The organism is Enterobacter sp. J49 (genome assembly GCF_002148625.1).
Classification (GTDB): Bacteria; Pseudomonadota; Gammaproteobacteria; order Enterobacterales; family Enterobacteriaceae; genus Enterobacter; species Enterobacter ludwigii.
The window spans coordinates 232,297-254,940 of sequence record NZ_MWPY01000028.1; the positions used below are offsets into that span (position 1 = coordinate 232,297).

Consider the following 22,644-nt stretch of genomic DNA (forward strand, 5'->3'; position numbering starts at 1 on the left):
GTAAGCTGGCGCGCATCCGTGTGCCAGCGTTATCCCGCACTCATCGCATCCCCGAGATGGAAGATAGGCAGATACATTGCCACCACCAGCGTGCCGATAATCACACCCGTCACGATCAGCAGCACAGGCTCCAGCACGGCAGCCAGGTTATCTGCTGACTGAAAGGTTTGCTCCGTGTGGTGACGCGCCAGGTTTACCAGCATGATATCGAGCGCACCTGACGTTTCGCCGGTTCGCAATAGCTGAATACACAGTGGAGTAAAAACCGCCGCCTTTTGAAAGGATGCCCAAAGGGGGTAACCCTTTTCAATGTCTTCCCGGATGGCGCGGAGTATCCCCTGCCAGTACCTGCTCTCAACCGTCTCTTCTGCACTCTCCAGACCCTTTAAAAAAGCGATGCCCGCCTGCTGCGTGAGCGACAGCACGGTAAAAATTTGCCCCAGCTTTTGTCCTTTAGCCAGCGCGCCCATGACGGGGATATGCAGCAGTACGTGTTGCCAGCGCGGATCCTGCCGCAAACCCCAGGCGATGATCATGGGAAGGAGTAGCCCCGCGAACAGCGCGAGGGCATAGGACTGTATAAACGTTGCCATTCCCATGACTATTTGTGTCAGCATCGGGAGCGGGGTATTAAACGTTTTGTAGATGGCGGCGAATTCGGGCAAGACCAGAGTGACCATGGCCAGCACCACGAGTACCGCCAGAGCCAGGATTACCATCGGGTAACGCAGTGCCTTTTTCACTTTCGCACTGAGTTGCTGCTGTGATTCTTGTTGCTGGGCAAGCTCACGGCAGCACGTCTCCAGCTTCCCGGTTAGTTCACCGGTCTTCACCATCGACACATACAGTGGGCTAAATACCGCGGGCCAGCGCTTCAGCGCCTCAGAAAAAGGGCATCCTTCACTCAGCTCATCGGCAAGGCTTTGCAGGAGTGCCTGCCAGGGCGTTATCGGATGCTGGTCCGCCAGCATCTGCAGGCTGTCAGACAGTGTCAGGCCCGCCTGCAAAAGCGTGGCGAGCTGGCGAAATACCTCGTAGCGGTGATGTGGTCGCCAGCGATACCTCTGCGTGCAGCGGGTGATTGTCAGAGGATGCAGCGCTTTGCGCATCAGCCTGTCGAAAGCCGCATTGCGGTCAGTTGCCCACAGAGCCCCGCTTCGGGGCTCTCCTTCAACGGATAGCGCACGCCAGCGCCAGAGGTGATTAGCAGCCATCGGGCATTCCCAGGATACGCAGCAACTCTTCGAGCGTGGTCAGTCCCTGTTCAACAGCCATACAGCCATGTTCGAAAAGGGATGTCATTCCTGCCTGACGGGCGCTGGCCTCTATCACCTCTGACCCCGCTCCGCTGGCAATGGCCTGCCGGAGTGTCTGGTCAATGACGAGCACTTCAAAAATGGCGACGCGACCGTAAAAACCATGATAACAGCGCTCACAGCCGGTGGGTTGCCAGCGCGGTAGCGGCCGGGGCCAAACGGAGCGAGGCAGTTCTGCCCGCTTGTCGGTTTCCTGGCGGCAATGGGGGCATAAACGGCGCACCAGCCGCTGGGCGATGACCAGCGAGAGGGCGGAAGAGATCATCCATCGCGCCACCCCCATCTGCTGCAGGCGGATCAGGGTTTCCGCCGTCGAGTTGGTGTGTAGCGTTGACAACACCAGATGCCCCGTTTGTGCGGCATTAATGGCAATCTCTGCCGTTTCGCCATCACGAATTTCGCCGACCATAATGATGTCAGGATCCTGACGTAGCAGCGCTCTCAGCACCGTCTGGAAGGTGAGGCCCGCACGCGGGTTTATCTGCGTCTGGTTTAATCCTGCAAGCGGGATCTCTATCGGGTCTTCCACGCTGCAGATGTTCACATCCGGCGTGTTTCGAGCCTGCAGCGCGCTGTACAGCGTCACGGTTTTACCGCTGCCGGTGGGGCCGGTAACCAGAATCAGCCCCTGCGGCTGGTGGAGCACTTCGCTAAAGCCGGCCAGCTGTTTAGCATTCATCCCCAACGTTTCTGGCTCAAGAGATTGCTGAACCTGATGCAGCAGGCGCAGTACAATTTTTTCACCCCCGCTGCAGGGAAGTGTGGCGATGCGAAATGAGACCGGCTCGTTTGCCAGCTCAATCGTAAACTGACCGTCCTGCGGTAAGCGGCGCTCCGCAATATCGAGGTTACCCAGCACTTTTAACCGGGCGCTGAGCATGGTGGCCAGCGCGGCTGAAAGTGGGGGCTGCGGGCAAAGCACGCCGTCGATGCGCAGGCGAATCTGGCAAGTCAGCTCCATCGGTTCAATATGAATATCAGAAGCGCGTTGGTTTATCGCCTGCTGAAGCGTGTGGTTGAGAATATCCACCGCTGAGTGTGTCGGCGTAACGACGGGCAGATGCGTTTGTGTGGTTAACTGCCGGTGCTTTTCCATGCGCTCGGCGCTCCAGCACTCGATATCAATCCGTTTCTGGGTAGCGAAACGCAGGGCTTCCATCAGTTCAGGGCCGGGGTTTCCCACGACGGCAATGCTAATCATGTCGCTATCGCTGCTCAGCAGAAGGGCATGATGACGCAGACAAAGTGCGACAAGCTGATCGGTATTCATCATCCGCTCCTCAGTGGGTGTCGAAGCGGAAAACGTCTTCACAGGCCTGCTTGAGCGCGCTGTCGGTACCGATGTTGCAGTCACGCGTCCACCCCGTCATGCCGTTGCCATCATTCCATTGTGGCGTCATGACCACCTCCAGCCCGTTAAGGCTCTCCTGGCCGGTTAAGGTCACGACGCCTTTCGCCACGTTCATGCCTGAAACGTAGCGGGTAGTGGTGGGGGACGGGATACCATTACTGCCTCCGTCACAGCTCTCCACGCCGCCGTGATCCAGGGCGCAAAGCTCAATGGCGGTGCGGTAGGGAATGAAGGTTTGCAGCATATCGGTCAACGCTGCTTTTCGCAGGTAGTTCTGGTACGCGGGAACGCCGATGGCGCTCAGAATGGCAATAATGCCGATCACCACCATCAGCTCAATGAGTGTGAATCCTTGTTGTCTGTCCATGTCTGCTCCTTACGTTAAGTAGGGCTACTCTGGCAGTGAGACAGCGCAGAAACGAGGGGCAAAAAAAGGAACGTGAAGGGGCTTTCAGGGAATTCGTGACGTGTTGCAGGGTAGGGCAATGGTTTTGCGAGCGGGAGTGAATTTCCCCTCTCCGCAACGAGAGGGGAGGGTCATTATTTGAAGCGCATCGAGAGGTCGAGGGCGCGAACGTGCTTGGTCAGCGCCCCAACGGAGATAAAATCAACGCCGGTCTCGGCGAATTCACGGATCGTATCAAACGTCACGTTGCCGGATACTTCAAGCTGGGCCTTGCCGTTAGTCAGTTTTACCGCCTCGCGCATCTGCTCGGTTTCGAAGTTATCAAGCATGATGATATCGGCGCCGGCCTTGATAGCCTGCTCCAGCTCCTCCAGGTTTTCGACTTCCACTTCGACGGGCACATCCGGATGCAGCCAGAAGGCTTTTTCGACCGCCTGACGCACGGATCCCGAGGCAATGATATGGTTCTCTTTAATCAGGAACGCGTCAGACAACCCCAGACGATGGTTTGCACCGCCGCCACAGAGCACAGCGTATTTCAACGCAGTGCGCAGACCCGGTAGCGTTTTGCGGGTATCCAGCAACTGCGTGCGGGTACCCGCCAGCAGGTCAACGTAGCGACGCACTTCGCTTGCCACGCCGGACAACGTTTGCACAAAGTTCAGCGCGGTTCGTTCGCCGGTCAGCAGTACGCGGGAAGGTCCATCAAGTTCGAACAGCGGCTGATTTGCCGTAATCGCATCACCGTCGTCGACATGCCAGGTGATCTGCACCTCATCGCCTGCCAGTTGGGTAAAGACCTCTTCAACCCAACGCTTACCGCAAAAAATACCCTCTTCGCGCGTAATAATGACCGCATGTGAGCGAGTCTCTTTTGGCAATAATTGTGCGGTAATATCCCTGTCGGCGCTGACGTCACCGCCCAGATCTTCTTTCAGGGCATGGGCAACACTTGCCGGAATATCCATACTAATACGTTCCAGAAGCGCTTCACGTCGGTTGTCGGGGTTGTAACGGCGAGGCGGCATGATAAAACTCCAAATTGGTAACGAATCATAATATTGAAACATGCTACTCTGAACCGAGTAACAGCACCATACATAAGGAGTTCCAGCATGTTGTTAGAAAACGGATGGCTGGTGGATGCGCGGCATGTGCCCTCGCCGCACCACGACTGCCGCCCGGAGGATGAAAAGCCCACACTGCTGGTTGTTCATAATATCAGTCTCCCGCCGGGTGAGTTTGGCGGCCCGTGGATCGACGCGTTATTCACGGGGACCCTGGATCCTGATGCCCATCCTTTCTTTGCTGAGATTGCGCATCTGCGCGTGTCGGCTCACTGTCTGATCCGTCGCGACGGCGAAGTGGTTCAGTACGTCCCTTTTGATAAGCGCGCCTGGCATGCCGGCGTGTCGATGTACCAGGGACGCGAACGCTGCAATGATTTTTCCATCGGGATTGAGCTGGAAGGCACTGACACCACCCCCTACACCGATTCACAGTATCAACAGTTGGTGGCTGTAACCCAAACGCTGATCGAGCTCTATCCCGCGATAGCCGGGAATATTACGGGACACAGCGATATTGCCCCGGCGAGAAAAACCGATCCCGGCCCGGCTTTTGACTGGCCCCGGTTTCGCGCCATGCTTACCGCGTCGTCAGAATAAGGAGATAACATGACGTTGTTTACCATGCTGCTGGTTATCATCGCTGAACGCCTGTTCAAACTCGGTGAGCACTGGCATCTGGATCACCGGCTGGAGGTGCTTTTCCGCCGGATTAAACATTTTTCCATGCTGCGCACGCTGCTGATGACCGCTGGCGTGATGGTTATAACGTTTTTACTGCTGCGTTCGCTTTACGGCCTCTTTTTCAACGTGCCGCTGCTGGTGGTGTGGATCCTGCTTGGCGTGCTCTGTATTGGCGCGGGCAAGGTGCGTATGCACTACCACGCCTATCTGAAAGCCGCATCCCGTGACGATGCCCATGCGCGGGGCGCCATGGCGAGTGAGCTGACGATGATCCACGGCGTGCCGCCGGATTGCGATGAGCGTGAATTTTTGCGCGAACTGCAAAATGCGCTGCTGTGGATCAACTTCCGTTACTACCTGGCACCGCTGTTCTGGTTTGTAGTGGGCGGTCCGTGGGGGCCGGTACTGCTGATGGGCTATGCGTTTCTGCGCGCCTGGCAGACCTGGCTTGCCCGTTACCTTACCCCGCATGAACGTTTATTGTCGGGAATCGATGCCATTCTGCATGTGCTGGACTGGCTCCCGGTACGTCTGGTGGGCGTCGTTTATGCGTTAATTGGCCACGGTGAAAAAGCGCTGCCGGCATGGTTTGCTTCGCTTGCCGACCGCCACACGTCTCAGTATCAGGTGTTAACACGTCTGGCGCAGTTCTCGCTGGCGCGTGAGCCGCATACCGACAAGATTGAAACGCCGAAAGCGGCCGTCTCCATGGCGAAGAAAACGTCATTTGTGGTGGTCGTGGTCGTGGCGTTGCTGACCATTTACGGCACGCTGGTCTGAGCCAGCGCGCCGTACCGGTCAGAGCGTATCAGCAGGCGGGATGCCAAAGTCAGGCATCCCGTTTTCGTCCCAGCGCACGTGTTTCAGACGCGTGTGACGATTCGGGTCATAGAGCGGGTCGCCTTCAATCTCGGTGTAGTTTCGCGCGTGGTAGACCAGCACGTCCTCTCCCTCCGGCGTTTGCGTAAAGCTGTTATGCCCGGGCCCAAACTGACGATTCTCGACGCTGGTTCGGAAAACCGGACGCGACGCTTTATGCCAGTTCGCCGGATTTTGCGGATCGGCGTTCATGTCTATCCACAGTAACCCCATGCAATAGTTCTCATCCGTAGCGCTGGCGGAGTAGCTGATAAACAACTTATCTTCGTGAAACAGCACTGCCGGACCTTCGTTGACCCAAAATCCGCGGCACTCCCAGTCATACTCCGGTTTACTGAGCATCACCGGCTCGCCTTTGAGCGTCCACGGATTCGCCATTTCGCACAGATAGAGGTTGGAGTTTCCGGCGATATCCGGGGCTTTTTGTGCCCACAAATACCAGCGTTTTCCCTGATGAACGAACGTGGTGGCGTCCAGTGCGAAGGTGTCGAACGGGGTGGTAATCTGGCCTTTCTCGATCCACGTCCCGGTGAGGGGATCGTGGTCCGCACACTCCAGCGCAAACATACGGTGCTGGAACATACCGAGGCTATCCAGCGACTGGGTATGGGTGGCGGCAAAATAGATATACCACTTACCGTCAATGTGGTGCAGTTCCGGTGCCCAGATCAGCTGGCTCATCGGCCCGGTCTCCGGTTTACGCCAGACCACGACCTCTTCGGCATCGCGTAGTCCTTCCAGCGAGTCGGCGCGACGGATCTCGAGCCTGTCGTACTGCGGCACGGAGGCGATAAAGTAGTACAGCCCCTCGTGGTGCAGAATATAGGGGTCGGCACGTTGTTCAATAAACGGGTTTGGCCAGGTGTGCATTCGGCTTTCCTTATTTCGTCTCAGCGGCTTTGAGTTCCTGATAATTATTCAGCTCGCGATAATTGTTGCGACGCTTCTCGAGGTCTTCCTGGATCTGCTTCATCGTTTCGCGGTCAACCTTCAGCAGACGTACCACGCCTGCGGTAATGAGATACCCGACGCCCGGAATCACGGTAAACAGCAATACAATGCCGTTGATGGCATCCGGACTTTGCGCTTTCGCCCCCGCGTCATAACCGTACCAGGAGAGCAGGAAACCAACCATCGCACCGGCAATCGCCAGCCCCAGTTTGAGGAAGAAGATGTTACCGGAGAAGCTGATCCCGGTGATGCGCTTACCGGTTTTCCACTCACCGTAGTCATCGACGTCGGCCATCAGCGACCAGTGCAGCGGAGACGGGATCTGGTGCAGGATGTTCAGCAGGAAGTAGAGCACCACAATGGTGACCGTGGCTTTCGGATCGAAGAAATAGAAGGCGCAGGAGAAAATCGCCAGCACGATGTTGGTCCAGAAGAACACTTTCAACTTACACCAGCGGTCGGTGAGGACTTTCGCCAGCATACTGCCGAGCATCATGCCAACCACGCCCAGGCTGATAAACAGCGTGGCGAAATGGGTACTCTGGCCCATAACCCAGGTCACGTAGTACATCGTGGCCGCCATGCGGATAAAGCCCGGGCACACGTTGCACAGGGTCAGCAGCAGAATGCGCACCCACTGGTCGTTCTTCCACACGTCTTTCAGGTCGTTTTTCAGCTCGTCATGAGTCTGTACCGCCGGGCGTACACGCTCGCGAACGGTATAGAAACAGAACAGAAACATACCGGTACCAATCAGCGCCAGCACGGTCATTGCCATCTGGTAGCCTTTGGCTTTGTTGTCACCACCAAACCAGTCGGCCATCGGTAACAGCGTCAGCGACAGCAGCAGCGTGGCGATACCTACCAGCACAAAGCGATAGGACTGGCAGGCAACACGTTCCTGCGGATCGTTGGTAATCACGCCGCCTAACGAGCAGTAAGGAATGTTGATTGCCGTATAGGTTAAAGAGAGCAGGAAATAGGTGACGAAGGCATAGATAACTTTGCTGTTGTAGCTCCACTCTGGTGTGGTGAACATCAGGATGCTGAACAGCGCATAGGGAAAGGCAATCCACAGCAGCCATGGACGAAACCGGCCATATTTACTGCGGGTACGGTCGGCGATGGCCCCCATAATCGGATCCGTTACGGCATCAATTACGCGGACAGACAGCAGCAGTACGCCAACCAGTGCAGGCGCCAGGCCAAAAATATCGGTATAAAAATAATTAACAAACAACATGATGGCGCCAAAGATGATGTTGCAACCTGCATCGCCCATCCCATAGCCGATCTTTTCTTTTACTGACAGTTTAGCGTTATCCATAGACTGCTCTCCGGGTTACGGTATGGAGAGAATTATTTGCTGGCAAACGAATATATGCGTTGCAGTATCAGGGCGGTGATATGGATAAATGCGCTGTTGGCGTGAAACTGTGAGGGAGGTAACAACACGCGGTACCTGCAAAACGCAGATACCGCGGGGGAGACTTAGTGAGCTTTCAGGGCGTTGCGGCTTTTCTGGCTAAACAGATAGCCGATACCAAGAACGGCAACCCAGACTGGGATCAGGTACACCGAGATTGCCATACCCGGGGTCAGCAGCATGATGACCAGCACTCCCGCCATAAACAGCAGACAGATCCAGTTGCCCAGCGGATAGAGCAGGGCAGGGAAGCGAGTCTTCACACCCTGCTGATGCTTGGCACGGCGGAACTTGATGTGTGCCAGGCTGATCATCGCCCAGTTGATAACCAGGGCAGAGACCACCAGCGCCATTAGCAGGCCAAACGCCGATTCCGGTGCCAGATAGTTAATCAGGACACACAGCGCCGTTACGATCGCCGAAACGATGATGGTGTTCACCGGAACGCCACGCTTATCGACGTTGAGCAGCATCTTCGGCGCGTTACCCTGCTGGGCCAGGCCGAACAGCATACGGCTGTTGCAGTATACGCAGCTGTTATAGACCGACAGCGCCGCTGTCAGCACCACGATGTTGAGCGCATTCGCCACGACGGTATCGCCCAGCTCGTGGAAAATCAGGACAAACGGGCTGGTGTCTGCAGTAACGCGCGTCCACGGCAGCAGAGAGAGCAGAACGGCCAGTGAGCCCACATAGAAAATCAGAATACGGTAGATAACCTGGTTGGTCGCTTTCGGGATGCTCTGCTCCGGGTTGTCAGCTTCAGCTGCGGTGATGCCGACCAGCTCCAGACCACCGAAGGAGAACATAATGATTGCCATCATCATCACGAGGCCCGTCATGCCGTGAGGCAGGAAGCCGCCCTGTTCCCAGAGGTTGCGTACCGTGGCCTGCGGGCCACCGTTGCCGCTAAACAGCAGCCAGCCGCCAAAGATGATCATCGCCACGACGGCAACCACTTTGATGATGGCAAACCAGAACTCCATCTCACCGAAGACTTTAACGTTGGTGAGGTTGATGGCGTTAATAATGACGAAGAAGGCCGCAGCAGAAGCCCAGGTGGGGATCTCCGGGTACCAGAACTGAATGTATTTCCCGACGGCGGTTAGTTCAGCCATGGCAACCAGAACGTACAACACCCAGTAGTTCCAGCCTGACGCGAAACCGGCGAAACTGCCCCAGTACTTATAGGCAAAGTGGCTGAAAGAGCCCGCAACCGGCTCTTCAACGACCATTTCACCTAACTGGCGCATAATCAGAAAAGCGATAAAACCGGCAATGGCGTAACCCAAAATAATGCCGGGACCGGCAGACTGGATAACGGATGCACTTCCCAGAAACAGTCCAGTGCCAATAGCACCGCCCAGTGCGATTAGCTGTATATGGCGGTTCTTCAGACCGCGCTTTAGCTGATCGCCGTGCTGTTGAGCTTCCATTTGAAACCTCGTGTGTGGTTGTTATGTTCACGCGACGCGTGTGTAATTATGAATATCCGTTTTCTGTATTTATTTCTTTACAGTCAATGAGACCGAAAAAAGCGGAGATGTCTTCCGTAAGCGCCAGAATAGTGGTAAGCGCCAGCGAATGCACCTGCTTTATGACGGGGCGATGACGAGTTGAATAAAAAGAAAGCATTTGTAAATCACCCCGCTAACCCTTCATACCCCAACCTATAGAATAGAAATGCTCCGTAAGTGGGCAAAATTTCATATTTTGCGTTGTTGAATCGCTTCAGATTGCAAAAACCCTCGTTTCATTAAGGTTAAAACTCCCACTAAGGGAGTAACTAACTCATTTGTGCGAAGTTACATTTCTGAAACGTTATTTCTGTAAGGTTGTTAAAATGTGCAGGGTTTACTGATTTCAATCAAAACCAATATGGACAGAAGGTGAATACTTTGTTACTTTAGCGATACGAACTTGAAATTGGTAAGACCAATTGACTCCGGGCAAAAAGGCGTAAGACAGGGAATATGGCCTACAGCAAAATTCGCCAACCAAAACTATCTGATGTGATTGAGCAGCAGCTGGAGTTTTTAATCCTCGAAGGGACACTGCGCCCGGGTGAGAAACTTCCGCCAGAACGCGAGCTGGCAAAACAGTTCGACGTTTCACGTCCCTCTCTGCGTGAGGCGATTCAACGTCTCGAAGCAAAGGGCTTGCTGCTTCGTCGCCAGGGCGGCGGAACCTTTGTGCAAAACAGCCTGTGGCAGAGCTTCAGCGATCCGCTGGTAGAACTTCTCTCTGACCACCCAGAATCCCAGTTTGATCTGCTTGAGACCCGTCACGCGCTAGAAGGTATCGCGGCCTATTACGCCGCACTTCGTAGCACTGATGAAGATCGCGTGCGTATCCGCGAACTTCATCAGGCCATTGAACGGGCACAGCAATCCGGCGATTTAGACGCCGAGTCCAATGCCGTTGTCCAGTATCAAATCGCCGTCACCGAAGCTGCACACAATGTTGTGCTCCTCCATCTGCTACGCTGCATGGAGCCGATGCTGGCCCAGAACGTTCGTCAGAATTTTGAATTGTTGTATGCCCGTCGGGACATGCTCCCATTGGTAAGCAACCATCGCACCCGAGTATTCGAGGCGATAATGGCCGGGGAACCGGAGCAGGCGCGCGAAGCGTCGCACCGACATCTGGCTTTCATTGAGGAAATCTTGCTGGACCGCAGCCGTGAACAATCGCGTCGCGAACGTTCATTACGCCGCATACAGCAACGAAAGGATTAAGCGCCAGGGTTTTTTAGAGCGCGGCAACTAAACGCAGAACCTGTCTTATTGTGTTCTTGCCCAAGAGCACAATGGGACAGGTTCCAGACAAATCAACGTATTAGATAGATAAGGAATACCCCCATGTCAGAACGTCTCCAAAATGACGTGGATCCGATCGAAACTCGCGACTGGCTACAGGCGATCGAATCGGTCATCCGTGAAGAAGGTGTTGAGCGTGCTCAGTATCTGATTGATCAGCTGCTTTCTGAAGCCCGCAAAGGCGGTGTGAAGGTTGCTTCAGGTGCAGGGGCTAGCAACTACGTAAACACGATTGCCGTTGAAGACGAACCGGAATACCCGGGCAATCTGGATCTGGAACGCCGTATCCGTTCTGCAATCCGCTGGAACGCCATCATGACCGTTCTGCGCGCGTCCAAGAAAGACCTGGAGCTGGGTGGCCACATGGCGTCCTTCCAGTCTTCTGCGACCGTTTACGAAGTGTGTTTCAACCACTTCTTCCGTGCAGCTAACGAGAAAGACGGCGGCGATCTGGTGTACTTCCAGGGCCACATCTCTCCGGGCATCTATGCACGTGCATTCCTGGAAGGTCGTCTGACTGAAGAGCAGATGAACAACTTCCGTCAGGAAGTTCACGGTAAAGGTCTGTCTTCTTACCCACACCCTAAACTGATGCCAGAATTCTGGCAGTTCCCGACAGTATCCATGGGTCTGGGCCCAATCGGTGCTATCTATCAGGCTAAATTCCTGAAATATCTGGAACACCGTGGTCTGAAAGACACCTCTGAACAGACCGTCTACGCCTTCCTGGGCGATGGCGAGATGGATGAGCCAGAATCGAAAGGCGCAATCACCATTGCGACCCGTGAGAAACTGGACAACCTGTGCTTCATCATCAACTGTAACCTGCAGCGTCTGGATGGTCCGGTAACCGGTAACGGCAAGATCATCAACGAACTGGAAGGCATCTTCGCAGGTGCTGGCTGGAACGTGATCAAAGTGATGTGGGGTTCCCGTTGGGACGAACTGCTGCGTAAAGACACCAGCGGTAAACTGATCCAGCTGATGAACGAAACCGTTGACGGTGACTACCAGACCTTCAAATCCAAAGACGGTGCCTACGTTCGTGAGCACTTCTTCGGTAAATATCCTGAAACCGCAGCACTGGTTGCAGACTGGACTGACGAACAGATCTGGGCTCTGAACCGTGGCGGCCACGATCCGAAGAAAATTTACGCTGCACTGAAAAAAGCGCGTGAAACCAAAGGTAAAGCGACTGTAATCCTGGCCCATACCATCAAAGGTTACGGCATGGGTGATACCGCAGAAGGTAAAAACATCGCTCACCAGGTTAAGAAAATGAACATGGACGGCGTGCGTTATATCCGCGACCGTTTCAACGTTCCAGTGACCGATGAGCAGGTAGAAAACCTGTCTTACATCACCTTCCCTGAAGGTTCTGAAGAGCATAAGTACCTGCACGAACGTCGTCAGGCGCTGAAAGGCTACCTGCCAGCTCGTCAGCCTAACTTCACCGAGAAGCTGGAACTGCCAGCGCTGGAAGATTTCTCTCAGTTGCTGGAAGAGCAGAACAAAGAGATCTCTACCACTATCGCTTTCGTTCGTGCCCTGAACGTGATGCTGAAGAACAAGTCGATCAAAGATCGTCTGGTTCCAATCATTGCCGACGAAGCGCGTACTTTCGGTATGGAAGGTCTGTTCCGTCAGATCGGTATTTACAGCCCGAACGGCCAGCAGTACACCCCGCAGGACCGTGAGCAGGTTGCTTACTACAAAGAAGACGAGAAAGGTCAGATCCTGCAGGAAGGTATCAACGAGCTGGGCGCAGGCGCATCCTGGCTGGCTGCTGCGACCTCTTACAGCACCAACAACCTGCCGATGATCCCGTTCTACATTTACTACTCCATGTTCGGGTTCCAGCGTATCGGTGACCTGTGCTGGCAGGCAGGCGACCAGCAGGCTCGTGGCTTCCTGATCGGTGGTACTTCTGGTCGTACGACCCTGAACGGTGAAGGTCTGCAGCATGAAGATGGTCACAGCCATATTCAGTCTCTGACTATCCCTAACTGTATCTCTTACGACCCGTCTTACGCATACGAAGTGGCAGTCATCATGCATGACGGTCTGCATCGCATGTACGGTGAAGCGCAAGAGAACATTTACTACTACATCACCACGCTGAACGAAAACTACCACATGCCGGCCATGCCAGCAGGTGCCGAGGAAGGTATCCGTAAAGGTATCTACAAACTCGAAACCGTTGCAGGTAGCAAAGGTAAAGTTCAGCTGCTGGGCTCCGGTTCTATCCTGCGTCACGTACGTGAAGCGGCACAGATCCTGGCGAACGACTACGGCGTTGGCTCTGACGTGTACAGCGTAACGTCCTTCACTGAACTGGCGCGTGATGGCCAGGATTGTGAGCGCTGGAACATGCTGCACCCAATGGAAACGCCACGCGTTCCATACATCGCTCAGGTGATGAACGACGCGCCTGCGGTTGCGTCTACTGACTATATGAAACTGTTCGCTGAGCAGGTTCGTACTTACGTACCGGCTGATGACTACCGCGTACTGGGTACTGACGGCTTCGGTCGTTCTGACAGCCGCGAAAACCTGCGTCACCACTTCGAAGTGGATGCATCTTACGTGGTTGTAGCAGCACTGGGCGAACTGGCTAAACGTGGCGAAATCGATAAGAAAGTGGTTGCGGACGCAATCACCAAATTCAACATCGATGCAGATAAAGTTAACCCGCGTCTGGCGTAAGAGGTAAAAGAAGAATGGCTATCGAAATCAAAGTACCGGACATCGGGGCTGATGAAGTTGAAATCACCGAGATCCTGGTCAAAGTGGGCGACAAAGTTGAAGCTGAACAGTCGCTGATCACTGTAGAAGGCGATAAAGCCTCTATGGAAGTTCCGTCTCCTCAGGCTGGCATCGTTAAAGAGATCAAAGTCTCTGTTGGCGATAAAACCGAGACTGGCAAACTGATCATGATTTTCGATTCCGCCGACGGTGCAGCAGCTGCTGCACCTGCGCAGGAAGAGAAGAAAGAAGCTGCTCCTGCGGCTGCTGCACCAGCAGCTGCTGCGGCAAAAGAAGTCAACGTGCCTGACATCGGCGGTGACGAAGTTGAAGTCACTGAAATCCTGGTGAAAGTGGGCGATAGCGTTACGGCTGAGCAGTCCCTGATCACCGTAGAAGGCGACAAAGCCTCTATGGAAGTGCCGGCGCCATTCGCGGGTACGGTTAAAGAGATCAAGATCAACACCGGTGACAAAGTTTCTACCGGCTCTCTGATCATGATCTTCGAAGTGGCAGGTGCTGCACCTGCTGCCGCGCCTGCTCAGGCTGCTGCGCCGGCACCGGCCGCTGCACCTGCTGCTGGCGGTGCGAAAGATGTCAACGTACCTGACATCGGTGGTGACGAAGTTGAAGTCACCGAAGTGATGGTGAAAGTGGGCGACAAAGTTGCTGCTGAACAGTCACTGATCACCGTTGAAGGCGACAAAGCGTCTATGGAAGTACCCGCGCCATTCGCGGGTACCGTTAAAGAGATCAAAATCAGCACCGGCGACAAAGTGTCTACGGGCTCTCTGATCATGGTCTTCGAAGTGGAAGGCGCTGCTCCGGCTGCCGCTGCTGCACCAGCACCTGCCGCTGCACCGGCTCAGGCGGCTAAACCTGCTGCTGCCCCTGCTGCAAAAGCAGAAGGTAAATCTGAGTTCGCTGAGAACGACGCTTACGTTCACGCTACGCCACTGATTCGTCGCCTGGCGCGCGAATTCGGTGTAAACCTGGCGAAAGTGAAAGGGACTGGCCGTAAAGGTCGTATCCTGCGCGAAGACGTTCAGGCCTATGTGAAAGACGCGGTGAAACGCGCTGAAGCTGCCCCTGCTGCTGCCGCTGGCGGCGGTATCCCGGGCATGCTGCCATGGCCGAAAGTGGACTTCAGCAAGTTCGGTGAAATCGAAGAAGTGGAACTGGGTCGTATCCAGAAAATCTCTGGTGCCAACCTGAGCCGTAACTGGGTGATGATCCCGCACGTTACGCACTTCGACAAAACGGATATCACCGATCTGGAAGCGTTCCGTAAACAGCAGAATGCCGAAGCTGAGAAGCGTAAACTGGACGTGAAATTCACCCCAGTCGTCTTCATCATGAAAGCCGTTGCTGCGGCGCTTGAGCAGATGCCACGCTTCAACAGCTCCCTGTCCGAAGATGGCCAGAAGCTGACGCTGAAGAAATACATCAACATCGGTGTTGCGGTTGATACGCCAAATGGTCTGGTTGTTCCGGTCTTTAAAGACGTGAACAAGAAGAGCATCACTGAGCTGTCCCGTGAACTGACCACCATCTCCAAAAAAGCGCGTGATGGTAAGCTGACTGCCGGCGAAATGCAGGGCGGCTGCTTCACTATCTCCAGCATCGGCGGCCTGGGTACTACCCACTTCGCACCGATTGTTAACGCGCCGGAAGTGGCTATCCTCGGTGTGTCCAAGTCCGCGATGGAACCGGTATGGAATGGCAAAGAGTTCGTGCCGCGTCTGATGATGCCAATCTCTCTGTCCTTCGACCACCGCGTGATCGACGGTGCTGATGGTGCGCGTTTCATCACCATCATCAACAACACCCTGAGCGACATTCGCCGCCTGGTGATGTAATCGAAAAGCCGGCCAGTCGGCCGGCTTTTTTCTGTTAATCTCATGTGGTCTGTGAGGTTATTGGCGAAAAGCGACAATTCGTGAGCCGTTTGTTGTTTCAAAATTGTTAACAATTTTGTAAACTGCGGGCGGATAGAACGTCCCGGTGGATGAAGGGCGACAAGTACCTGGACCGCCGGAAATCAATAAGAGGTCATGATGAGTACTGAAATCAAAACTCAGGTCGTGGTACTTGGGGCAGGCCCGGCGGGTTACTCTGCTGCCTTCCGTTGCGCTGATTTAGGTCTGGAAACCGTAATCGTAGAACGCTACAACACCCTCGGTGGTGTTTGCCTGAACGTAGGCTGTATCCCTTCTAAAGCTCTGCTGCACGTTGCGAAAGTTATCGAAGAAGCCAAAGCACTGGCTGAACACGGTATCGTCTTCGGCGAGCCGAAAACCGATATCGACAAAATTCGTACCTGGAAAGAGAAAGTTATCACTCAGCTGACCGGTGGTCTGGCAGGTATGGCCAAAGGCCGTAAAGTGAAAGTGGTCAACGGTCTGGGTAAATTCACCGGCGCGAACACCCTGGAAGTGGAAGGCGAAAACGGCAAAACCGTTATTAACTTCGACAACGCGATCATCGCTGCGGGCTCCCGTCCAATTCAGCTGCCATTCATTCCACATGAAGATCCACGCGTGTGGGATTCCACCGATGCGCTGGAGCTGAAATCCGTACCTAAGCGTATGCTGGTTATGGGTGGCGGTATCATCGGTCTGGAAATGGGTACCGTGTACCATGCGCTGGGTTCAGAGATCGACGTGGTTGAAATGTTCGACCAGGTTATCCCGGCTGCCGATAAAGACATCGTTAAAGTCTTCACCAAACGTATCAGCAAGAAATTCAACCTGATGCTGGAAACCAAAGTGACTGCCGTTGAAGCGAAAGAAGACGGTATTTACGTTTCCATGGAAGGCAAAAAAGCCCCTGCCGAACCACAGCGTTACGACGCCGTGCTGGTGGCTATCGGCCGTGTGCCGAACGGTAAAAACCTCGACGCGGGCAAAGCTGGCGTGGAAGTGGACGACCGTGGCTTCATCCGCGTTGACAAACAGCTGCGCACCAACGTGCCGCACATCTTTGCTATCGGCGATATCGTCGGTCAGCCAATGCTGGCGCACAAAGGTGTTCACGAAGGTCACGTTGCCGCTGAAGTTATCGCCGGCATGAAACACTACTTCGATCCGAAAGTGATCCCATCTATCGCTTACACCGAGCCAGAAGTGGCATGGGTGGGTCTGACTGAGAAAGAAGCGAAAGAGAAAGGCATCAGCTACGAAACCGCCACCTTCCCGTGGGCTGCTTCTGGCCGTGCTATCGCTTCCGACTGCGCAGACGGTATGACCAAACTGATCTTCGACAAAGAGACTCACCGTGTGATCGGTGGTGCGATTGTTGGTACCAACGGCGGCGAGCTGCTGGGTGAAATCGGTCTGGCTATCGAAATGGGTTGTGACGCTGAAGACATCGCGCTGACTATCCACGCTCACCCGACTCTGCACGAGTCTGTTGGCCTGGCGGCAGAAGTGTTCGAAGGTAGCATCACCGACCTGCCTAACGCGAAAGCGAAGAAGAAATAAGTTTCTTCATGATTGCGAAACGCCTCCTCCGGAGGCGTTTTTTTTTGCCTGCGTTATGGGGCGACCGGTTGCCAGGTGTGATCCAGGTGATAAGTAGGTAACGCCTGCGCTTTCTTCTCTGACTCGCTGCCGAGGTCCGACTGGTACACCTTGTCGGTCTGGTTTATTACAAAGCTCATCACGCCCGTCTGGCCGTAGCTGACTGGCCAGGCCACCATGGCAAAACCGTTTTTATCCGGCAGGATGCGAAAGCGGTAGCCGTGATAGCCAGTGCCGGGTTCTTTTGGGCTGAAGGCCGGACCGAGTGGGCTGGGGGCTTCGCCGGGCGAGGCCGGCCAGTATAAGCCGTCTTTTTTGCCGGCTGAGCTGACAATCTTCTGCGCATATTTCTGGTTCAGCGCAAAATAGCTTTGCTGTGCATCCACATACGCGTGCAGCGCCTCGATGGCGGCGAGCTCGTTGCGGCCAATCTCGCGGGTCAGGATCTCTTCAGCCCCTTCTTTGATATCAAATTGCCAGCCAGAGGCGGTTTTGATCACCGGAATCGGTAGCTGCCAGTCGCTGTCACCGACCACAAGATGTGCCTTATTCCCGTCAACGACCGTATTGTGCCGAACTTTCCAGTCGCGCAGGAAGCGATCCACGGCATCAGGATCCACCCCTTCCGGCGGCAGGAAATCACGCCAGTTCTCACCGAGCAGGGTGTTCATCGCGCTTTCATTTTGCTCACTGATGGCGCTGGCCAGCGCATCGGTTGCCTGGTCTGGTGTGCTGAAAGATTGCTGCGCCATTGCGGCGGCCGACAGCATGAATAACGCGATCCCACTGAGTAATTTGCTTTTCATGTCGGCTTCCTTAACGGTGACGGAATTCACGGTGTTCAGCACGCCCGGTAGACGTCTGACGCGGTTGCTGATGGCGGGCTGCCTGTTGCCTGCTCTGGGCGCCTCGCTGCTGCTGGGCTTGCCAGTTGGCGGAACGACTGTCGTTACCGCTGAGCGCATTGGCGCGCGGCTGGCTACTCCGCGCAGGCTGCGAAACCCGTTTCTCTTGCCTTTGCGAGGTGGTCGGGCGGCTGTCTCGCGTCTTAGCGGCTGTCCGCTGTGCCGTTTGCGGTTTGGTGTCGTAGCCCCGGTAGTTGTTGCGCTGGGAAATTTGCTTCAGCTGGGCGGTTGACGCCTGACGCTGTGCATCTTTGGTGCCCGGACGCGCGGTTTGCGGGAAGGTTTTTCCCGTTGATTTCTCCATCTGGCTCAGCGCAGCCTGCCGTTGGCTGTCCCGGTTGACCGGTTTTTGCTGCGTCGCGCTTAGCCCCGTTGCCGTATTCGTTGAGTGGAAGCGATTGTTGAGCGTGTTAGTGGGATAGGGCACTCCTTCACGATAGGCCGGGTTATGGTGCCAGGTGCGGTTGGCGTCCGTCAGGCGCTGGCCGCTGATTTTATTAAAGTTCTCAACGTTGATATTGATGTTGTTATCACCGTTGCGGTTATAGCCGCCGTGGTGATCCCAGTCGTCATCATGGTGGTGATCCCAGTCATCGTCATCATCCCAGTCGATATTGCTGAAAATAGCGTAGGTGGTCGCCACGCCCAGGCTGAACCCTAAGCCTTTGACCAGGCTGTCCGTAAACTGCTCTCCCGGGGAGGGCGGTAAATAGACGGGCGGATAAGCGGTGTTCGGCCAGGTGCCATACACGGTATTCGGGTTGTAGGTGGGAACGTAAACCACCTGCGGGTCGGCGGACTCAATTTTAATGACCGTCGGGGCTGACGTCGTGGCGGTGCTTGTTGTCTGGCCGGTGGCCGTTTTCGCCGGGGCCGGTTTTGTCTCGGTGGTGACCGTTTGCTGCGGGGTGGATTGCAATGCACCGGTTTGCTGCGCCAGCAAACGCAGACGTTGCACGGAATCCATCACATCTTTTGGCTGCGCGAGAAACGCGTCGCCCAGGCTCTGCACCCAGGGTGGATTTTCGCCCATCAGGGACATCAACTGAGGAAACGCCACCAGTGATTTCACGCTCGGATCCCAGGGTTGATTCGCCACGGACTGAATGGCGGCATCGCCCTGCAGTTTAGGGTTGTCTTTTGACCACTGTGCCGCCTGGATGACATTGGCCGGGTAAGTCGAAGCCATCAAAATTTGCGATAGCAGGGCATCCGGGTAGAGCGCGATGGGGGCAACCCACTGATCAATTTGCGCGGCCGTGTAGGCTGGCGCGACGACCGGTGCTGGCTGAGCGGCAGGGGCGGCAGGCGGCGCAGCCGGTTGTTGTGCGACAGGGGCAGGAGCCACAGGCTCCGTTGCGCGGCTTTTAACGAACATGACGCCTGAGGCGGCAAACAGCCCGGCACTGCACAGAAGGACAAGCAGTTGTGGCTTAAAGGGCAACTTCATAAAATGACTCCAACGAGACAAGCGCTGTGCCGTGAGGCGTTACGGTTGGCGTGAGTATCAATCACCCGTCTTTTACTGTTTTGACTTTTGTGGGGAATCATCCGGTACGTCCGGATAAAGAGTGTGAGTATTTATTACACAATTATATCGGATGGCTGAAATGCCGCCGGAATATTCAGAAGGTCGCACTCACGGTTTTTGCAGTCAGAATTCGTTGCACCTGCCCGCTACACCATGCTTAACGATTCAGCAAATTTTTTAATGTTGCTTTTTTGTAAACGGATTAACACTGTGCAGAAATCCTGCTATGCTGCCCGACGCGGTATCGGGCATTTACCCTACAAACTGCTGTCTCACAGGAGCGTGAAGAGAACGCCCGCCGCATATGACAATGAGAGCGAGGAGAACCGTCGTGCTAGAAGAATACCGTAAGCACGTAGCAGAACGTGCCGCCGAGGGAATTGTACCCAAACCTTTAGATGCAACCCAAATGGCCGCGCTCGTCGAGCTGCTGAAGAACCCGCCTAAGGGCGAAGAAGAATTCCTGTTAGATCTGTTGATCAACCGTGTACCGCCTGGCGTAGATGAAGCTGCCTACGTAAAAGCCGGATTCCTTGCCGCCGTCGCCAAAGGCGAAGCAACCTCCCCACTGGTTACTCCTGAAAAAGCTATTGAACTGCTCGGTACCATGCAGGGTGGCTACAACATTCATCCGCTGATTGACGCACTGGATAACGACACGCTGGCACCGATTGCCGCCAAAGCGCTCTCCTCAACGCTGCTGATGTTCGATAACTTCTACGATGTGGAAGAAAAAGCCAAAGCCGGCAACGCCTACGCGAAACAGGTTATGCAATCCTGGGCCGATGCCGAATGGTTCCTGAACCGTCCTGCACTGGCTGAAAAAATCACCGTTACCGTCTTCAAAGTGACCGGTGAAACTAACACCGATGACCTCTCTCCGGCACCGGATGCGTGGTCTCGTCCTGATATTCCTCTGCACGCGCTGGCGATGCTGAAAAACGCCCGTGAAGGTATTGAGCCGGATCAGCCGGGCAGCGTTGGCCCGATCAAACAGATCGAAGCCCTGCAGGAAAAAGGTTTCCCGCTGGCATACGTCGGTGACGTAGTGGGTACCGGTTCATCCCGTAAGTCCGCGACCAACTCCGTACTGTGGTTCATGGGCGATGACATTCCTCATGTGCCTAACAAACGTGGCGGCGGCCTGGTGCTGGGCGGCAAAATTGCGCCAATCTTCTTCAACACCATGGAAGATGCGGGCGCACTGCCGATCGAAGTGGATGTCTCTAACCTGAATATGGGCGACGTGATTGACGTTTACCCGTTCAAAGGTGAAGTGCGCAACCACGAAACCAACGAACTGCTGGCGAGTTTTGAGCTGAAAACCGACGTGCTGATTGACGAAGTGCGTGCCGGTGGCCGTATTCCGCTGATCATCGGTCGTGGCCTGACGACTAAAGCGCGTGAAGCGCTGGGTCTGCCGCACAGCGACGTGTTCCGTCATGCGAAAGATGTGGCGGAAAGCAATCGTGGTTACTCCCTGGCGCAGAAAATGGTGGGTCGCGCCTGCGGCGTCGCCGGTGTCCGTCCTGGCGCGTACTGCGAACCGAAGATGACCTCCGTGGGGTCTCAGGACACCACTGGCCCAATGACCCGTGATGAACTGAAAGACTTGGCGTGCCTGGGCTTCTCTTCTGACCTGGTGATGCAGAGCTTCTGTCACACTGCCGCGTATCCGAAGCCGGTTGACGTGACCACGCACCACACGCTGCCTGACTTCATCATGAACCGTGGCGGTGTGTCGCTGCGTCCGGGTGACGGTGTTATTCACTCCTGGCTGAACCGTATGCTGCTGCCTGATACCGTCGGTACCGGTGGTGATTCCCATACCCGTTTCCCAATCGGTATCTCCTTCCCGGCGGGCTCGGGGCTGGTGGCGTTTGCTGCTGCAACCGGCGTGATGCCACTGGATATGCCAGAATCGGTTCTGGTGCGTTTCAAGGGCAAAATGCAGCCGGGTATCACCCTGCGTGACCTCGTGCATGCTATCCCTCTGTATGCCATCAAACAGGGTCTGCTGACCGTTGAGAAGAAAGGGAAGAAAAACATCTTCTCTGGCCGTATTCTGGAAATTGAAGGTCTGCCGGATCTGAAAGTCGAGCAGGCATTCGAACTGACCGATGCGTCCGCGGAGCGTTCTGCTGCTGGCTGTACCATCAAGCTGAACAAAGAACCGATTATTGAGTATCTGACCTCTAACATCGTGCTGCTGAAGTGGATGATTGCAGAAGGCTACGGCGACCGTCGTACGCTGGAGCGCCGTATCCAGGGCATGGAAAAATGGCTGGCGGATCCACAGCTGCTGGAAGCCGATGCTGACGCAGAATACGCGGCAGTGATCGACATCGATCTGGCGGATATCAAAGAGCCAATCCTGTGTGCACCAAACGATCCGGACGACGCGCGTCTGCTTTCCGACGTTCAGGGCGACAAGATCGACGAAGTGTTCATTGGATCCTGTATGACCAACATCGGCCACTTCCGTGCTGCCGGTAAGCTGCTGGATACCCACAAAGGCCAGCTGCCAACGCGTCTGTGGGTGGCTCCGCCAACCCGTATGGATGCGGCTCAGCTGACCGAAGAGGGCTACTACAGCGTGTTCGGTAAGAGCGGTGCGCGTATCGAAATTCCTGGCTGTTCCCTGTGTATGGGTAACCAGGCGCGCGTGGCTGACGGTGCGACGGTGGTTTCCACCTCTACCCGTAACTTCCCGAACCGTTTAGGTACCGGTGCAAACGTCTATCTGGCCTCTGCGGAGCTGGCGGCGGTTGCGGCACTGATTGGTAAACTGCCAACGCCGGAAGAGTACCAGACCTTTGTGGCTCAGGTGGATAAGACGGCGGTAGATACCTATCGCTATCTGAACTTCGACCAGCTCTCTCAGTACACCGAGAAGGCTGACGGGATTATCTTCCAGACGGCGGTATAAACAGCTAAACCGTCTCCGCGGAGGCGGTTTTGTGTTTGCACCCTCTCCTGTGGAGAGGGACAGGGTGAGGGCATCAGATCGCAAGGTCTTGCTCTCACCTTTTTATTTTCATTC

At 55.1% G+C, this 22,644-nt stretch carries 16 protein-coding genes; 7 read left to right on the forward strand and 9 right to left on the reverse strand.

Annotation, left to right across the window (positions count from 1 at the left end):
* Nucleotides 1-29 precede the first annotated feature (29 nt).
* The 4 genes from hofC to nadC all read right to left on the reverse strand — a co-directional run bounded on the left by hofC (nucleotide 30) and on the right by nadC (nucleotide 4,101).
* Nucleotides 30-1,214 carry a protein transport protein HofC gene (gene hofC, locus BJP35_RS08405; RefSeq protein ID WP_047743414.1) on the reverse strand — a complete coding sequence of 395 codons (1,185 nt, stop codon included), beginning with the start codon at nucleotides 1,212-1,214 and terminating at the stop codon, nucleotides 30-32.
* Nucleotides 1,204-2,586: a type II secretion system protein GspE gene (gene gspE, locus BJP35_RS08410; protein ID WP_040018631.1), complete on the reverse strand. Its 1,383-nt coding sequence runs from the start codon at nucleotides 2,584-2,586 to the stop codon at nucleotides 1,204-1,206. Before gspE ends, hofC begins: the two co-directional genes overlap by 11 nt.
* A 10-nt stretch (nucleotides 2,587-2,596) precedes the next feature.
* Nucleotides 2,597-3,034, reverse strand: coding sequence for a prepilin peptidase-dependent pilin (gene ppdD / locus BJP35_RS08415; protein ID WP_047743422.1), 438 nt, complete (start codon nucleotides 3,032-3,034; stop codon nucleotides 2,597-2,599).
* 173 nt (nucleotides 3,035-3,207) lie between these two features.
* Nucleotides 3,208-4,101, reverse strand: a complete 894-nt coding sequence (nadC, locus tag BJP35_RS08420) for a carboxylating nicotinate-nucleotide diphosphorylase (RefSeq protein WP_047743424.1) — start codon at nucleotides 4,099-4,101, stop codon at nucleotides 3,208-3,210.
* A gap of 87 nt (nucleotides 4,102-4,188) precedes the next feature.
* On the opposite strand from nadC, the gene ampD reads away from it, so the two are divergent.
* Nucleotides 4,189-4,740 carry a 1,6-anhydro-N-acetylmuramyl-L-alanine amidase AmpD gene (ampD, locus tag BJP35_RS08425; protein ID WP_047356983.1) on the forward strand — a complete coding sequence of 184 codons (552 nt, stop codon included), beginning with the start codon at nucleotides 4,189-4,191 and terminating at the stop codon, nucleotides 4,738-4,740.
* 9 nt (nucleotides 4,741-4,749) lie between these two features.
* Nucleotides 4,750-5,604, forward strand: coding sequence for a beta-lactamase regulator AmpE (gene ampE, locus BJP35_RS08430; RefSeq protein ID WP_025205391.1), 855 nt, complete (start codon nucleotides 4,750-4,752; stop codon nucleotides 5,602-5,604).
* Nucleotides 5,605-5,622: 18 nt separating this feature from the next.
* Here ampE and BJP35_RS08435 read toward each other — a convergent pair whose 3' ends face one another.
* The 3 genes from BJP35_RS08435 to aroP form a co-directional block, all read right to left on the reverse strand.
* Nucleotides 5,623-6,573 carry a family 43 glycosylhydrolase gene (locus tag BJP35_RS08435; protein WP_086463028.1) on the reverse strand — a complete coding sequence of 317 codons (951 nt, stop codon included), beginning with the start codon at nucleotides 6,571-6,573 and terminating at the stop codon, nucleotides 5,623-5,625.
* 10 nt (nucleotides 6,574-6,583) lie between these two features.
* Complete coding sequence (locus BJP35_RS08440; protein WP_014168649.1) at nucleotides 6,584-7,981, reverse strand: glycoside-pentoside-hexuronide (GPH):cation symporter; 1,398 nt, start codon at nucleotides 7,979-7,981, stop codon at nucleotides 6,584-6,586.
* 164 nt (nucleotides 7,982-8,145) lie between these two features.
* The gene (gene aroP / locus BJP35_RS08445) at nucleotides 8,146-9,516 is read right to left on the reverse strand and encodes an aromatic amino acid transporter AroP (RefSeq protein WP_014168651.1); all 1,371 of its coding nucleotides are present in this window, start codon (nucleotides 9,514-9,516) and stop codon (nucleotides 8,146-8,148) included.
* Between the two features lie 537 nt (nucleotides 9,517-10,053).
* On the opposite strand from aroP, the gene pdhR reads away from it, so the two are divergent.
* The 4 genes from pdhR to lpdA all read left to right on the forward strand — a co-directional run bounded on the left by pdhR (nucleotide 10,054) and on the right by lpdA (nucleotide 17,126).
* Nucleotides 10,054-10,818, forward strand: coding sequence for a pyruvate dehydrogenase complex transcriptional repressor PdhR (gene pdhR, locus BJP35_RS08450; RefSeq protein WP_013095596.1), 765 nt, complete (start codon nucleotides 10,054-10,056; stop codon nucleotides 10,816-10,818).
* Between the two features lie 123 nt (nucleotides 10,819-10,941).
* Nucleotides 10,942-13,605 (forward strand): pyruvate dehydrogenase (acetyl-transferring), homodimeric type, encoded by a 2,664-nt coding sequence (aceE, locus tag BJP35_RS08455; protein WP_086463029.1) that lies wholly within the window; start codon nucleotides 10,942-10,944, stop codon nucleotides 13,603-13,605.
* 14 nt (nucleotides 13,606-13,619) lie between these two features.
* Complete coding sequence (aceF, locus tag BJP35_RS08460) at nucleotides 13,620-15,503, forward strand: pyruvate dehydrogenase complex dihydrolipoyllysine-residue acetyltransferase (RefSeq protein WP_086463030.1); 1,884 nt, start codon at nucleotides 13,620-13,622, stop codon at nucleotides 15,501-15,503.
* Nucleotides 15,504-15,701: 198 nt separating this feature from the next.
* Nucleotides 15,702-17,126: a dihydrolipoyl dehydrogenase gene (lpdA, locus tag BJP35_RS08465; protein WP_020882589.1), complete on the forward strand. Its 1,425-nt coding sequence runs from the start codon at nucleotides 15,702-15,704 to the stop codon at nucleotides 17,124-17,126.
* 53 nt (nucleotides 17,127-17,179) lie between these two features.
* Here lpdA and BJP35_RS08470 read toward each other — a convergent pair whose 3' ends face one another.
* Together BJP35_RS08470 and BJP35_RS08475 are read right to left on the reverse strand one after the other, a co-directional pair.
* Entirely contained in the window at nucleotides 17,180-17,971 is a 792-nt protein-coding gene (locus BJP35_RS08470; protein WP_086463031.1) for a DUF2950 family protein, read from the reverse strand.
* Between the two features lie 10 nt (nucleotides 17,972-17,981).
* Complete coding sequence (locus tag BJP35_RS08475) at nucleotides 17,982-19,520, reverse strand: DUF3300 domain-containing protein (protein WP_047743433.1); 1,539 nt, start codon at nucleotides 19,518-19,520, stop codon at nucleotides 17,982-17,984.
* Nucleotides 19,521-19,932: 412 nt separating this feature from the next.
* On the opposite strand from BJP35_RS08475, the gene acnB reads away from it, so the two are divergent.
* Nucleotides 19,933-22,530 carry a bifunctional aconitate hydratase 2/2-methylisocitrate dehydratase gene (gene acnB, locus BJP35_RS08485; protein WP_047743435.1) on the forward strand — a complete coding sequence of 866 codons (2,598 nt, stop codon included), beginning with the start codon at nucleotides 19,933-19,935 and terminating at the stop codon, nucleotides 22,528-22,530.
* Nucleotides 22,531-22,644: the final 114 nt, after the last annotated feature.